Here is an 11,679-nt window from a genome sequence, read left to right on the forward strand (position 1 = left end):
GATCTGTTTCAGGATCTTTGTCCCGATTTTTTTGCGCCCTGCGTCACATTTTCTGCCCTCATGCACCCGTAAGCACGTGATAAATCTTCACGACGCCGACGGGGCGCCACCCATGCCCCGCGGCCTGCTTGAACCGGCTGACCGCCGGCGTGCAACTCCATCCGTATCCGGGGGGATCGAGGACCCGATCCGCTGCCAGCCATGGCGCGGGTCGGCGTGGAGAAAGGCGCACCAAGACATGACCTCCGTACAGGTCGACGAGCAGCAGCACGACACAACCGAGGGCGACGGCTACCACCGCGCGCTCGGCGCCCGCCAGATCCAGATGATCGCGATCGGCGGCGCCATCGGCACCGGCCTCTTCCTGGGCGCCGGCAAGGCCATCTCCAAGGCCGGACCCAGCCTGATCCTGGCCTACGCCATCGCGGGCCTGGTCATCTTCTTCATCATGCGGGCCCTGGGCGAACTGCTCATGTACCGCCCGGTGTCCGGCTCCTTCTCGGACTACGCCCGGGAGTTCCTCGGCCCCTTCTGGGGGTACGTGACCGGCTGGACCTACTGGCTCTTCTGGGTGGTCACCGGCATCACCGAAGTCACCGCCGCGGCGCAGTACATGTCGTACTGGACCCATGACAGCTTCCCGCAATGGGCGTACGCGCTGATCTTCACGGTCATCCTCTACGGCGCCAACCTGATCTCCGTGAAGCTCTTCGGCGAGCTGGAGTTCTGGTTCTCCATGGTCAAGGTCACCGCCATCGTCGGCATGATCCTGATCTGCGCCGGCATCCTCACCATCGGCTTCTCCGACGCCGCGGACACCGCCACCGTCTCCAACCTGTGGAACGACGGGGGCTTCTTCCCCAAGGGCATCGGCGGCACGCTGATGACCCTGCAGATCGTGATGTTCGCCTTCCTCGCCGTCGAGCTGGTCGGCGTCACCGCCGGCGAGTCCAAGGACCCCGAGAAGACCCTGCCCAAGGCCATCAACACCGTGCCGTGGCGCATCGCCGTCTTCTACGTCGGCGCGCTGATCATGATCCTGTCGGTCGTCCCGTGGCACGAGTTCCAGCCCGGCGTCAGCCCCTTCGTCGCAGCCTTCGAGAAGATGGGCCTCGGCGTCGGCGCCGCGATCGTCAACTTCGTCGTCCTGACCGCGGCCCTGTCCTCCTGCAACTCGGGCATGTACTCCACCGGCCGCATGCTGCGCGACCTCGCCCTCAACGGCCAGGGCCCGAAGTTCTTCACCAAGCTCACCAAGAGCGGCACCCCGCTGATCGGCACCACCTTCTCCGCCGCGCTGATGCTGGTGGGCGTCTGGATCAACTACGTCGCCCCGGGCAAGGCCTTCGACTACGTCGTCTCCTTCGCCACCATCTCCGGCATGTGGGCCTGGATCATGATCCTGGTCTGCCAGATCCGCTACCGCGCCGCCTCCGACCGCGGCGACCTGCCCGCGTCCCCGTTCCGCGCCCCCGGCGCCCCGTACACGAGCTACTTCGCCCTGGCCTTCATCGGCATGGTCATCGTGATGATGGGCGTCGACAAGGACGCCCGGGTCTCGCTCTACTGCGCCCCGCTGTGGGGTCTGCTGCTGGGCGTCTCCTACCTGGTGATGAAGTCCCGCGACCCGCGCGGCACCGCCTTCACCAAGGCTTCCTGAGGCGCCGTAAGGCCCCTGTCCACCATTCGGGCCCTCCCGTACCACTCCTCGGTACGGGAGGGCCCGTCTGCTTATCCTGTCGCTCATGCTGACCATCACCCAGGACCTGTACGACCGGATCGTCGCGCACGCCCGTCAGGACCACCCCGACGAGGCCTGCGGCGTGGTGGCCGGCCCGGCGGGCACGGACCGCCCGGAGCGCTTCGTACCGATGCTGAACGCGGCCCGGTCGCCCACGTTCTACGAGTTCGACTCGAAGGACCTGCTGAAGCTCTACCGCGACCTGGACGACCGGGACGAAGAGCCCGTCATCGTCTACCACTCGCACACCGCGACCGAGGCCTACCCCTCGCGCACGGACGTGACGTACGCGAACGAGCCCGGCGCCCACTACGTGCTGGTCTCCACGGCGGACAAGGACGGCCTCGGGGAGTTCCAGTTCCGGTCGTACCGGATCGTCGAAGGCGTGATCACGGAGGAAGAAGTGCAGGTCGTAGCCGCCTACTGAGGCACTGGCACAGGGCTACTTCTCAGTATGTGAGCGATATCCGTCCACGATGCGGGATCACACTCCAAACCAGGGGTCGGGAATCGTTAACATGACCGCATGGTTTCCCACGACGTGAGCATCGAGACGCCCGGCAGGCTGCTGCTTGTGGCGCGGCTGCACGTCGACCTGTGCCGCCTCGCCAGCGCCATCTGTACTGCCGCCTGAGCCCCGACGGCCCCCTCGCGGGCCACGGCGGCTCACGCCTGCTCCGCTTCGCTTCGCCCGCTTCCCTTCACCATCCTGACTGGAGCCTGCCATGGCCATCGAGGTCCGCATCCCCACCATCCTCCGCACCTACACCAACGGCGAGAAGGCCGTCACGGGCGCGGGTGCGACGCTCTCCGAGCTGTTCTCCGACCTGGAGACCCGCCACAAGGGCATCCAGGAGCGCATCATCGATGAGGCCAAGGGCGGCGAGCTGCGCCGCTTCGTCAACGTCTACCTCAACGACGAGGACGTCCGCTTCCTCGACGGCATCTCCACCGCCCTCAAGGACGGCGACAACGTCACCATCCTCCCGGCCGTAGCCGGCGGATCGAAGTAATGCGCTACGACTCCCCGCTGGCCGCGGTCGGCAACACGCCGCTGGTACGCCTGCCCCGGCTCTCGCCCTCGGACGACGTCCGCATCTGGGCGAAGCTCGAGGACCGCAACCCGACCGGCTCGATCAAGGACCGCCCCGCGCTCCACATGGTCGAGCAGGCCGAGAAGGACGGCCGGCTGTACCCCGGCTGCACGATCCTGGAGCCCACCTCGGGCAACACGGGCATCTCCCTCGCCATGGCCGCGAAGCTCAAGGGCTACAAGATCGTGTGCGTCATGCCGGAGAACACCTCCCAGGAGCGGCGCGACCTGCTGGCCATGTGGGGAGCCGAGATCATCCCGTCGCCGGCGGCGGGCGGCTCGAACACGGCCGTCCGCGTCGCCAAGGAACTGGCCGAGCAGAACCCCTCCTGGGTGATGCTCTACCAGTACGGCAACCCCGACAACGCGGGCGCCCACTACGCCACGACCGGCCCCGAGATCCTCGCGGACCTCCCCTCGATCACCCACTTCGTGGCGGGCCTGGGCACCACGGGAACCCTCATGGGCGTGGGCCGCTACCTGCGCGAACACGTCCCGGGCGTCAAGATCGTCGCGGCGGAACCGCGCTACGACGACCTCGTCTACGGGCTGCGCAACCTCGACGAGGGCTTCGTCCCCGAGCTGTACGACGCCTCGGTCCTGACGACCCGCTTCTCGGTCGGCTCGGCGGACGCGGTCACCCGCACCCGGGAGCTCCTCCAGCAGGAGGGCATCTTCGCGGGCGTCTCCACGGGCGCGGCCCTGCACGCGGCGATCGGCGTCGGCCGCAAGGCGGTGGCGGCGGGCGAGTCGGCCGACATCGTCTTCGTCGTGGCCGACGGCGGCTGGAAGTACCTGTCGACGGGCGTCTACACGGCGGCCACCACGGAAGAAGCCATCGAAGTCCTCCAGGGCCAACTCTGGGCGTAGCCGGCCCTCCTTCTTGACGCGTCGCTCTCCTCCTGGACGCGTCGCTCGCACCGCTGCGCGGGCTTCGCGCCGCTGCGCCGGACTCCGTCCGGCGGTGGCCGGTCGGGGCTGCCGCCACCGCCGTCCGGAGCGGGGTCCGGTGGGCGGGTGCGGGTGGAGGCCCTGCGGGGGCTGTCCCCTACCCGCCCTTCCACCGTTCCCCGGGCGCTGCCCGGAGCCCGAAAGACCCTGGGGCTCCGCCCCGGACCCCGCTCCTCAAACGCCGGTGAGGCTGGATGTACCCAGCCCCTCCGGCGTTTGAGGAGCGGGGGTACGGGGGCCGGCCCCCGGAACGGGTCCGGGCGGAGCCCGGGGAACGGTGGAAGGGCGGGTAGGGGACCTCGCCCCGCAGGGCCGAACCAGCCGCACCCGCCCACCGGGCCCGCGCCGGGGCGGCAGGGGCGAGCACCCCGACCGGCCACCGCCGGACGGAGTCAGGAAGGCGGGTCCGCCAACAGCGCGGCCAGCACCCCCGCGTGACTGCCCCCCGGATCCTTGACGGCAGTCAGCAGCGTGACCGGCCCCGCCGCAGCAACAGCCCGCAGCCGCGAAAGCTCAACCCCCGCCTCCTCCGAGCGAAGCTCCACCGCGTACCGCTCCCGGAACTCCGCCACGGACCCACCCGCGTGGAACCACTTCCGCAGCTCCCCCGACGGGGCAACCGCCTGCGCCCACTCGTCGACCCCCGCCGCCTCCTTCGAGAGCCCGCGCGGCCACAGCCGGTCCACGAGCACCCTGACCCCGTCCAGCTCCGGTTCCGGGGGATCGTAGACCCGCTTCAGCCGGACGACCCGGGTCCCCCGAGCCCCCCGAGCCCCTTCACCTCGTCCCACACCGCCGGATCCACCGTCCCCAGCAGCCGCGCCCTCGCGAACTCCCATACCGACACCTCCACCACCCGGTCCGCCTCCAGGAACCCGCCCCGCGCCCCCACCACCCCCGGCGGCAGCGGGATCACCCCGGCGCGCCGGTCGTCGTACTTCCCGGTGATCCGCGCGATCCGCGCCCGGTGGCCCCGTACGCCCAGCACCAGGACGGGCCGCCCGTCCTCCAGGGACCACAGCTCACCGGCCTCCGGCCGCGGCAGCGGTCCCGGCCCGTGCGGCGGATCCGCGGCACGGACCGCCCGTCGCGCCCGCCGGGGGAGGAGCACCAGCAGGATCACGACCAGCACCGCGGCGACGGCCGGCCACCAGGACGTGTCCATACTCCGACCGTAGCCCCGCCCGGCGCCCCCGGCACGGCAGCGGCACACCCACCACACCCCGGCCGCACCGCACCCGAAGGGCACCCGCACGGCAACGCGGGGCCGCCCCGTCGCTCCCCCGGGTGACAGCTCAGGTGATTCGCCCCACAACGGCCTGCCGCGGAGGAGCGACCGGACGTTTCGCGCCTTACGCTCGACCCACGCACGGCCCGCATTCCGTCCACGGACCGTCCACGGAGGTTCACGCTCCATGAAGCTCACCGTCGTCGGCTGTTCGGGCTCGTTCCCGTCCGCGGAATCGGCCTGTTCGAGCTACCTCGTCGAGGCCGACGGCTTCCGGCTGCTCCTCGACATGGGCAACGGCTCCCTCGGCGAGCTCCAGCGGCACATCGGGCTCTACGATCTCGACGCGATCTTCCTCAGCCACCTGCACGCCGATCACTGCATCGACATGTGCGCGTACTTCGTCGCCCGCTTCTACCGCCACGAGGGCGGCCGCTGCGGCACCATCCCCGTCTACGGCCCCGAGGGCACCGAGAAGCGGCTGTCCACCGCCTACGAGGACGTCCCCGACGAGCGTTCCATGAGCGAGGTCTTCGACTTCCGGACCCTGAAGTCCGGCACCTTCGAGATCGGCCCGTTCCAGGTCCGCACCGAGAAGGTCTGCCACCCCGTCGAGTCCTACGGGATCCGCGTCGAGCACGGCGGCCGCTCGCTGACGTACTCCGGTGACACCGGCGTCTGCCCCGAGCTGGGCCTGCTCGCCGAGGACACCGACCTCTTCCTGTGCGAGGCCTCCTTCACGCACGGCAAGGAGGACATCCCGGACCTCCACCTCAACGGCCGCGAGGCCGGCGAGTTCGCCCGCGCCGGCCGCGCCGGCCGGCTCGTCCTGACCCACATCCCGCCGTGGACGGACGCCGAACGCAACCTGGCCGACGCCCGCGCGGTCTACGACGGCCCGGTCGAGCTGGCGTACACGGGCGCGGTGTACGAGGTCTGACCGGTACGCACCCGGGCACGCGAAAGCCCCCGCCCTCCCTTCCGGGAGAGCGGGGGCTTTCGCGTACGGACCTACGTGCTTACTTGGCCTCGGCCTTGAGCAGCTCGGCGAGCTCCTCGTCGGACTCGCGGCCCGGCGTCGGCAGGTTCCACTTGGTGATGGCGAAGCGGAAGACGAAGTAGTAGACGACCGCGAAGCAGAGGCCGATGCCGACCAGGCCCCACGGGTTGTTCGCGATGCCGAGGTTCAGGACGAAGTCGACCGCACCGGCGGAGAAGCCGAAGCCGTCACGCATGCCCAGGGCCCAGGTCAGCGCCATGGAGACACCGGTCAGGACCGCGTGGATCGCGTAGAGGACCGGGGCGATGAACATGAAGGTGAACTCGATGGGCTCGGTCACACCGGTCACGAAGGCGGTGAGCGCGAGGGAGAGCATCATGCCGCCGACGACCTTGCGGCGCTCGGGGCGCGCACAGTGGACGATCGCGAGGCAGGCCGCCGGGAGGGCGAACATCATGATCGGGAAGAAGCCGGTCATGAACTGTCCGGCGGTCGGGTCACCGGCGAGGAAGCGGCCGATGTCACCGTGGACGGCACCGGTCGGGGTGTCGAAGGAGCCGGCCTGGAACCACGGGAAGGAGTTCAGGAGGTGGTGCATGCCGATCGGGATCAGCGCACGGTTGGCGACACCGAAGAGGCCCGCGCCGACGGCGCCGGAGCCGGTCAGCCACTCACCGAAGTTGTGCAGACCCGAGCCGAGGACCGGCCAGATGAGACCGAAGACGATGCCGGTGACCAGACCCGCGAGGGCGGAGAGGATCGGGACGAGGCGGCGGCCGCCGAAGAAGCCCGCCCAGTCCGGCAGCTTGGTCCGGTAGAACTTCTGGTAGAGCAGGGCGGTGATGATGCCCATCACGACACCGCCGAGCACACCGGCGTTGACCGGGGCGTCCACCATGACGATCTTGCCGGCGACGACTTCCGCCTTCTGCGGCAGGTTGCCGTCCGTGAAGGTGGCGAGCACCTTCTGGAAGACCAGGTAACCGGTGACGGCCGCGAGGGCGGTCGAACCGTCCGACTTCTTGGCGAAGCCGATCGCGATGCCGACGGCGAACAGCAGCGCCATGTTGTCGAGGATCGCGCCACCACCGGCGGCCATGTAGCCGGCGATCTTGAGGATGAACGTCGGGAAGACGTCCTTGTCGCCGAGCATGTCGTCCGCGCCCAGGCGGAGCAGGAGCGCGCCGGCAGGCAGCACCGCAACGGGGAGCATGAGGCTCCGGCCGATGCGCTGCATGACGGCCATCACGCCAGCGCCCTTCTTCTTTTCCGCAGCGGTGGCTGTGGACATGGTCTTCCTCCAGTGGACAAGGCTCTGCCAGGGCGTGGGAACACGGGGGATTGGCAGCGTCTCGGAACGGGGGACCCCGGGGCCGAAAGGCCTACGTGGTCTACACCACTCAGTGGTGTAGACCAGTTGTAGCACGGTGAGGTCGGCGTAAGGAACCCGTCATTTCCGTGGGGGAGGACACAGTCGGGCATACATGACAAAGGCCTTCGGACCCTGTGGGTCCGAAGGCCTCGTGTGCCGTCGGGTGGTTCGAGCGGGGCTTGTGGCGGCCCCGCGGGCGGTGCGTTCGGCGTGGTGTCCGGGGGCGTTCGCCCACCCCCGGACGGGGCTCACGCCCCCCGCGTCGGCGTCGTCACGCCTTGGTGTTCTCCGCCTGCATCACTTCGATCTCCTCGTCGGACTCCCGGCCGGGCGTCTTGATGTCCCACTTGCTGATCGCGAAGCGGAAGATGCCGTAGTAGACGACCGCGAAGCAGAGGCCGATCGGAATGATCATCCAGGGCTTCGTCGCCAGGCTCCAGTTGATGAGGTAGTCGATCAGGCCGGCCGAGAAGCTGAATCCGTCCTTGACCCCGAACGCCCAGGTCACCGCCATCGACACACCCGTCAGCACCGCGTGGACCGCGTACAGCGCCGGCGCCAGGAAGAGGAACGAGTACTCCAGCGGCTCCGTGATGCCGGTGACGAACGAGGTCAGGCCGACCGACAGCATCAGGCCGCCGACCTCCTTGCGCCGGGCCGGCTTCGCGCAGTGCGTGATCGCCAGTGCCGCCGCCGGGAGGGCGAACATCATGATCGGGAAGAAGCCGGTGGTGAACTGTCCCGCGCTCGGGTCGCCCGCGAGGAACATCGGGATGTCACCGTGGACCGTCTGCCCGTCCGGCTTGGTGTAGCTGCCGAACTGGAACCACACCGGCACGTTCAGGAACTGGTGCAGGCCGATCACCAGCAGCGCGCGGTTCGCGATGCCGAAGATGCCCGCGCCCACCGAGCCCAGACCCACCAGCCAGTCCGAGAAGCTCTCCAGCGCGTTGCCGATCGGCGGCCAGATCCACAGGCAGAGCACGGCGAAGGCGATCGCCACGAAGGTCATGATGATCGGGACCAGGCGGCGGCCGTTGAAGAAGCCCAGCCAGTCCACCAGCTTGACCCGGTGGTAGCGCTGCCAGAACCAGGCGGCCAGCAGGCCCATGATGATGCCGCCGAACACCCCCGGGTTCTGGAAGGTGTACTCGGCGAGGGTCTCGTCGGGTCCCAGGCAGCCGCCCCCGATGTCCTTGGTCCCTTCCGGACAGGACTTGGGGAAGGCGCGCAGCACGCTCCGGTAGACGAGGAAGCCGACCACCGCCGCGAGCGCGGTCGAGCCGTCCGCCTTCTTGGCCATGCCGATCGCGACGCCGATGCAGAAGAGCAGCGGCAGGCCGAGGTCGGCGTTGAGCAGGGCGCCGCCCGCCGAGGCCATCACCTTGGCGACGTTCGTCCAGCCCAGGCCGTCCTTGCCGAACACGTCGTCCTGCCCGAGCCGGTTCAGGATGCCGGCCGCCGGCAGCACGGCGATCGGCAGTTGCAGGCTCCGGCCCATCTTCTGCAGCCCTTGGAACAAGCCGTTCCACCACTTCGGCTGTGGCACTGCTGCGGCGCTGCTCGCGCTCATCCGCGTCCTCCCTGACCGGCCCGTTTTTGGCAGTCGCGACACTTGCGGCACACTGGTGTAGACCACTTGTGTTGCGGTCGCATTTCACCCGCCCCGAGGGCAGGTTGGTGCTGATCATCATCATTCGGTAGATACCGGGCATGTGCCCGTGTAGCTGGGCCAATCGTGGGTTACCGTGACGAAGCGGATCGACCTGGTTGGTCGGTCAGTCGGGCGGCAGGTGCACACGCGCCGGGCGCCGGATGTCAGTCGGACTCGTTCTTCGTAGAACTCAGGGAGAAACACATGGCCACCAAGGCTGAGAAGATCGTCGCCGGGCTCGGCGGCATCGAGAACATCGAAGAGGTCGAGGGCTGCATCACCCGCCTGCGCACCGAGGTCATCGACCCGAGCAAGGTCGACGAGGCCGCGCTCAAGGCCGCCGGCGCCCACGGCGTCGTCAAGATGGGCACCGCGATCCAGGTCGTCATCGGCACCGACGCCGACCCGATCGCCGCCGACATCGAAGACATGATGTGAGCTGAGCCCACCGGCTCGCACGCGCGCCCGCACACGTGCCCCCGCGCGCACCCGTACGTACGACAGGACCCCGACCGGACGCACCCGGACGGGGTCTTCTCGCTGCGACACGGGCCCGGGCCCGTACCGGCTAGGCTCGGTGCCATGTCTCGCATCGACGGCCGTACGCCCGAACAGCTCCGCCCGGTCACCATCGAACGCGGATGGAGCAAGCACGCAGAGGGCTCCGTCCTCGTCTCCTTCGGAGACACCAAGGTCTTCTGCACCGCCTCCTTCACCGAAGGCGTCCCGCGCTGGCGCAAGGGCAGCGGCGAAGGCTGGGTCACCTCCGAGTACTCGATGCTCCCCCGCGCCACGAACACCCGCGGCGACCGCGAATCCGTACGCGGCAAGATCGGCGGCCGCACCCACGAGATCTCCCGCCTGATCGGCCGCTCGCTGCGCGCCGTCATCGACTACAAGGCCCTCGGCGAGAACACCATCGTCCTGGACTGCGACGTCCTCCAGGCCGACGGGGGCACCCGCACCGCGGCCATCACCGGCGCCTACGTGGCCCTGGCCGACGCCATCTCCTGGGGCCAGGGCAAGAAGCTCATCAAGGCCGGCCGCAAGCCCCTGACCGGCACCGTCGCCGCCGTCAGCGTCGGCATCGTGGACGGCGTCCCGCTCCTCGACCTCTGCTACGAGGAGGACGTGCGCGCCGAGACCGACATGAACGTGGTCTGCACCGGCGACGGACGCTTCGTCGAGGTCCAGGGCACGGCCGAGGGCGAGCCCTTCGACCGCAAGGAACTCAACGCCCTCCTCGACCTGGCCGCCGGCGGCTGCGCCGACCTGGAGGCCCTGCAGCTCGGCGCCCTGGAGCTCACGCTCTAGCGCTCTCGGCAACCGCGCGGCCCGTCCGCGCGTCTCTCGGTGTACGGGTGCACGGCGTCGAAGCCGTGCGCCCGTCCACGTACCCGAACGTCCGCATCCGTGCACATCCTCCTGGGGGCCGAAGTGAAGCCGAAGTACCGCCTGGCAGCCGTCGCCCTGACGGCAGCGCTCGCCATACCCGCGATCACCTCCTGCGACGCGATCTCGACCGCGATGGACTGCGCGAGCACGGCGGTCGCCATCACCGACGGTGCGAACGACCTCCAGCAGGCGGTCTCGCAGGCCGGCAACAGCCCGCAGGACGCCCAGAACGCGCTCAACGCGATCGAGGCCAACCTCAAGAAGGTCGGCGACCAGACGGACAACGCCGACCTGAGCAAGGCCATTTCCTCGATGAACACGGCCGTCCAGAACGTCCGCACCTCCATCGAGAGCGGCACCACGACCCCCGACGTCACCCCGGTCGCGGACGCGGCCAAGGAGATCTCGAAGGTCTGCACCCCGGGCTGATCCCGTGGCCCGGAGGCCGGAGGGCGGCCCGGATAATGGCCGCATGACCTCCATGCAGCCCAGCCGCCTGATCCTCGCCACGCGCAACGCGGGCAAGGTCACCGAGCTCCGCGCCATCCTGTCCGCCGCCGGCCTGCCGCACGAGCTGGTCGGCGCGGACGCGTACCCGGAGATCCCCGACGTCAAGGAAACCGGCGTCACCTTCGCCGAGAACGCCCTCCTCAAGGCCCACGCCCTGGCCCGGGCCACCGGCCTGCCGGCCGTCGCCGACGACTCGGGCCTCTGCGTGGACGTCCTGAACGGAGCCCCGGGCATCTTCTCGGCCCGCTGGGCCGGCGCCCACGGCGACGACAAGGCGAACCTGGCGCTCCTGCTGTCCCAACTCGGCGACATCGCCGACGAACACCGCGGCGCCCACTTCTTCTGCGCGGCCGCCCTCGCCCTCCCGGACGGCACGGAACGCGTCGTCGAAGGCCGCCTCCTGGGCACCCTGCGCCACACCCCGGCCGGCACGGGCGGCTTCGGCTACGACCCGATCCTCCAGCCCCTGGGCGAGACCCGCACCTGCGCGGAACTCACGCCGTCCGAAAAAAACGCCATCTCCCACCGAGGCCAGGCCTTCCGAGCCCTGGTTCCGGTGGTGCGGGAGCTGTTGGGCTGACGCCACTCATGCGAACGGCCTGTGAATCAATCCTTCGATTCACAGGCCGTAATGGTGCGGCGGAAGGGATTCGAACCCTCAAGCCGTTTCACGGGCCACAGATCCTAAGTCTGCTGCGTCGCCGTTGCGCCACCGCCGCTAGCCGCTTGCCATGA

General features: G+C 69.4%; 14 protein-coding genes and 1 tRNA gene. 10 read left to right on the forward strand and 5 right to left on the reverse strand.

Annotated features, from left to right (window positions below):
• Positions 1–238: 238 nt before the first annotated feature.
• From AC3IX6_RS24025 to AC3IX6_RS24045, 5 genes are all read left to right on the forward strand, one after another.
• Entirely contained in the window at positions 239–1,660 is a 1,422-nt protein-coding gene (locus tag AC3IX6_RS24025) for an amino acid permease (protein ID WP_489364484.1), read from the forward strand.
• Between the two features lie 85 nt (positions 1,661–1,745).
• A complete protein-coding gene (locus tag AC3IX6_RS24030; protein WP_489364486.1) occupies positions 1,746–2,168 on the forward strand; it encodes a M67 family metallopeptidase in 423 nt (140 codons plus the stop codon).
• 99 nt (positions 2,169–2,267) lie between these two features.
• Positions 2,268–2,375, forward strand: a complete 108-nt coding sequence (locus tag AC3IX6_RS24035; RefSeq protein ID WP_323182362.1) for a putative leader peptide — start codon at positions 2,268–2,270, stop codon at positions 2,373–2,375.
• A gap of 91 nt (positions 2,376–2,466) precedes the next feature.
• The gene (locus AC3IX6_RS24040; protein ID WP_254383264.1) at positions 2,467–2,754 is read left to right on the forward strand and encodes a MoaD/ThiS family protein; all 288 of its coding nucleotides are present in this window, start codon (positions 2,467–2,469) and stop codon (positions 2,752–2,754) included.
• Positions 2,754–3,704 (forward strand): PLP-dependent cysteine synthase family protein, encoded by a 951-nt coding sequence (locus tag AC3IX6_RS24045; protein WP_327306517.1) that lies wholly within the window; start codon positions 2,754–2,756, stop codon positions 3,702–3,704. Before AC3IX6_RS24040 ends, AC3IX6_RS24045 begins: the two co-directional genes overlap by 1 nt.
• A 473-nt stretch (positions 3,705–4,177) precedes the next feature.
• Here the strand turns inward: AC3IX6_RS24045 and AC3IX6_RS24050 are convergent, their stop codons facing one another.
• The gene (locus AC3IX6_RS24050; protein ID WP_489364489.1) at positions 4,178–4,477 is read right to left on the reverse strand and encodes a DUF488 domain-containing protein; all 300 of its coding nucleotides are present in this window, start codon (positions 4,475–4,477) and stop codon (positions 4,178–4,180) included.
• A 44-nt stretch (positions 4,478–4,521) separates the two neighbouring features.
• Positions 4,522–4,950: a hypothetical protein gene (locus AC3IX6_RS24055; RefSeq protein WP_489364490.1), complete on the reverse strand. Its 429-nt coding sequence runs from the start codon at positions 4,948–4,950 to the stop codon at positions 4,522–4,524.
• A gap of 250 nt (positions 4,951–5,200) precedes the next feature.
• Here AC3IX6_RS24055 and AC3IX6_RS24060 point away from each other — a divergent pair, with 250 nt between their 5' ends.
• A complete protein-coding gene (locus tag AC3IX6_RS24060) occupies positions 5,201–5,953 on the forward strand; it encodes an MBL fold metallo-hydrolase (protein WP_389434812.1) in 753 nt (250 codons plus the stop codon).
• Between the two features lie 79 nt (positions 5,954–6,032).
• On the opposite strand, the gene AC3IX6_RS24065 is transcribed toward AC3IX6_RS24060, so the two are convergent.
• Both AC3IX6_RS24065 and AC3IX6_RS24070 read right to left on the reverse strand, forming a co-directional pair.
• Positions 6,033–7,304, reverse strand: a complete 1,272-nt coding sequence (locus AC3IX6_RS24065) for a PTS transporter subunit EIIC (protein WP_489364492.1) — start codon at positions 7,302–7,304, stop codon at positions 6,033–6,035.
• Between the two features lie 352 nt (positions 7,305–7,656).
• Positions 7,657–8,958, reverse strand: a complete 1,302-nt coding sequence (locus tag AC3IX6_RS24070; RefSeq protein WP_489364494.1) for a PTS transporter subunit EIIC — start codon at positions 8,956–8,958, stop codon at positions 7,657–7,659.
• 165 nt (positions 8,959–9,123) lie between these two features.
• On the opposite strand from AC3IX6_RS24070, the gene AC3IX6_RS24075 reads away from it, so the two are divergent.
• The 4 genes from AC3IX6_RS24075 (at position 9,124) to rdgB (ending at position 11,524) form a co-directional block, all read left to right on the forward strand.
• Positions 9,124–9,477 (forward strand): PTS sugar transporter subunit IIB, encoded by a 354-nt coding sequence (locus AC3IX6_RS24075; protein WP_489364496.1) that lies wholly within the window; start codon positions 9,124–9,126, stop codon positions 9,475–9,477.
• Positions 9,478–9,621: 144 nt separating this feature from the next.
• Positions 9,622–10,353 (forward strand): ribonuclease PH, encoded by a 732-nt coding sequence (gene rph, locus AC3IX6_RS24080; RefSeq protein WP_489364498.1) that lies wholly within the window; start codon positions 9,622–9,624, stop codon positions 10,351–10,353.
• Positions 10,354–10,452: 99 nt separating this feature from the next.
• Positions 10,453–10,863: a hypothetical protein gene (locus AC3IX6_RS24085; RefSeq protein ID WP_489364500.1), complete on the forward strand. Its 411-nt coding sequence runs from the start codon at positions 10,453–10,455 to the stop codon at positions 10,861–10,863.
• Between the two features lie 52 nt (positions 10,864–10,915).
• The gene (rdgB, locus tag AC3IX6_RS24090; protein ID WP_489371544.1) at positions 10,916–11,524 is read left to right on the forward strand and encodes an RdgB/HAM1 family non-canonical purine NTP pyrophosphatase; all 609 of its coding nucleotides are present in this window, start codon (positions 10,916–10,918) and stop codon (positions 11,522–11,524) included.
• Between the two features lie 52 nt (positions 11,525–11,576).
• Here the strand turns inward: rdgB and AC3IX6_RS24095 are convergent.
• Positions 11,577–11,663 (reverse strand) — tRNA-Leu (locus AC3IX6_RS24095).
• Between the last annotated feature and the right edge of the window lie 16 nt (positions 11,664–11,679).

Source organism: Streptomyces sp. GL_141, from assembly GCF_057834385.1.

Bases quoted from the DNA above. Each gene is read 5' to 3' on its own strand.
- AC3IX6_RS24055 (WP_489364490.1), bottom strand. From the start codon at position 4,950: ATGGACACGTCCTGGTGGCCGGCCGTCGCCGCGGTGCTGGTCGTGATC.
- AC3IX6_RS24045 (WP_327306517.1), top strand. From the start codon at position 2,754: ATGCGCTACGACTCCCCGCTGGCCGCGGTCGGCAACACGCCGCTGGTA.
- AC3IX6_RS24030 (WP_489364486.1), top strand. From the start codon at position 1,746: ATGCTGACCATCACCCAGGACCTGTACGACCGGATCGTCGCGCACGCC.
- AC3IX6_RS24025 (WP_489364484.1), top strand. From the start codon at position 239: ATGACCTCCGTACAGGTCGACGAGCAGCAGCACGACACAACCGAGGGC.
- AC3IX6_RS24040 (WP_254383264.1), top strand. From the start codon at position 2,467: ATGGCCATCGAGGTCCGCATCCCCACCATCCTCCGCACCTACACCAAC.
- rph (WP_489364498.1), top strand. From the start codon at position 9,622: ATGTCTCGCATCGACGGCCGTACGCCCGAACAGCTCCGCCCGGTCACC.
- AC3IX6_RS24035 (WP_323182362.1), top strand. From the start codon at position 2,268: ATGGTTTCCCACGACGTGAGCATCGAGACGCCCGGCAGGCTGCTGCTT.
- AC3IX6_RS24060 (WP_389434812.1), top strand. From the start codon at position 5,201: ATGAAGCTCACCGTCGTCGGCTGTTCGGGCTCGTTCCCGTCCGCGGAA.
- rdgB (WP_489371544.1), top strand. From the start codon at position 10,916: ATGCAGCCCAGCCGCCTGATCCTCGCCACGCGCAACGCGGGCAAGGTC.
- AC3IX6_RS24070 (WP_489364494.1), bottom strand. From the start codon at position 8,958: ATGAGCGCGAGCAGCGCCGCAGCAGTGCCACAGCCGAAGTGGTGGAAC.
- AC3IX6_RS24065 (WP_489364492.1), bottom strand. From the start codon at position 7,304: ATGTCCACAGCCACCGCTGCGGAAAAGAAGAAGGGCGCTGGCGTGATG.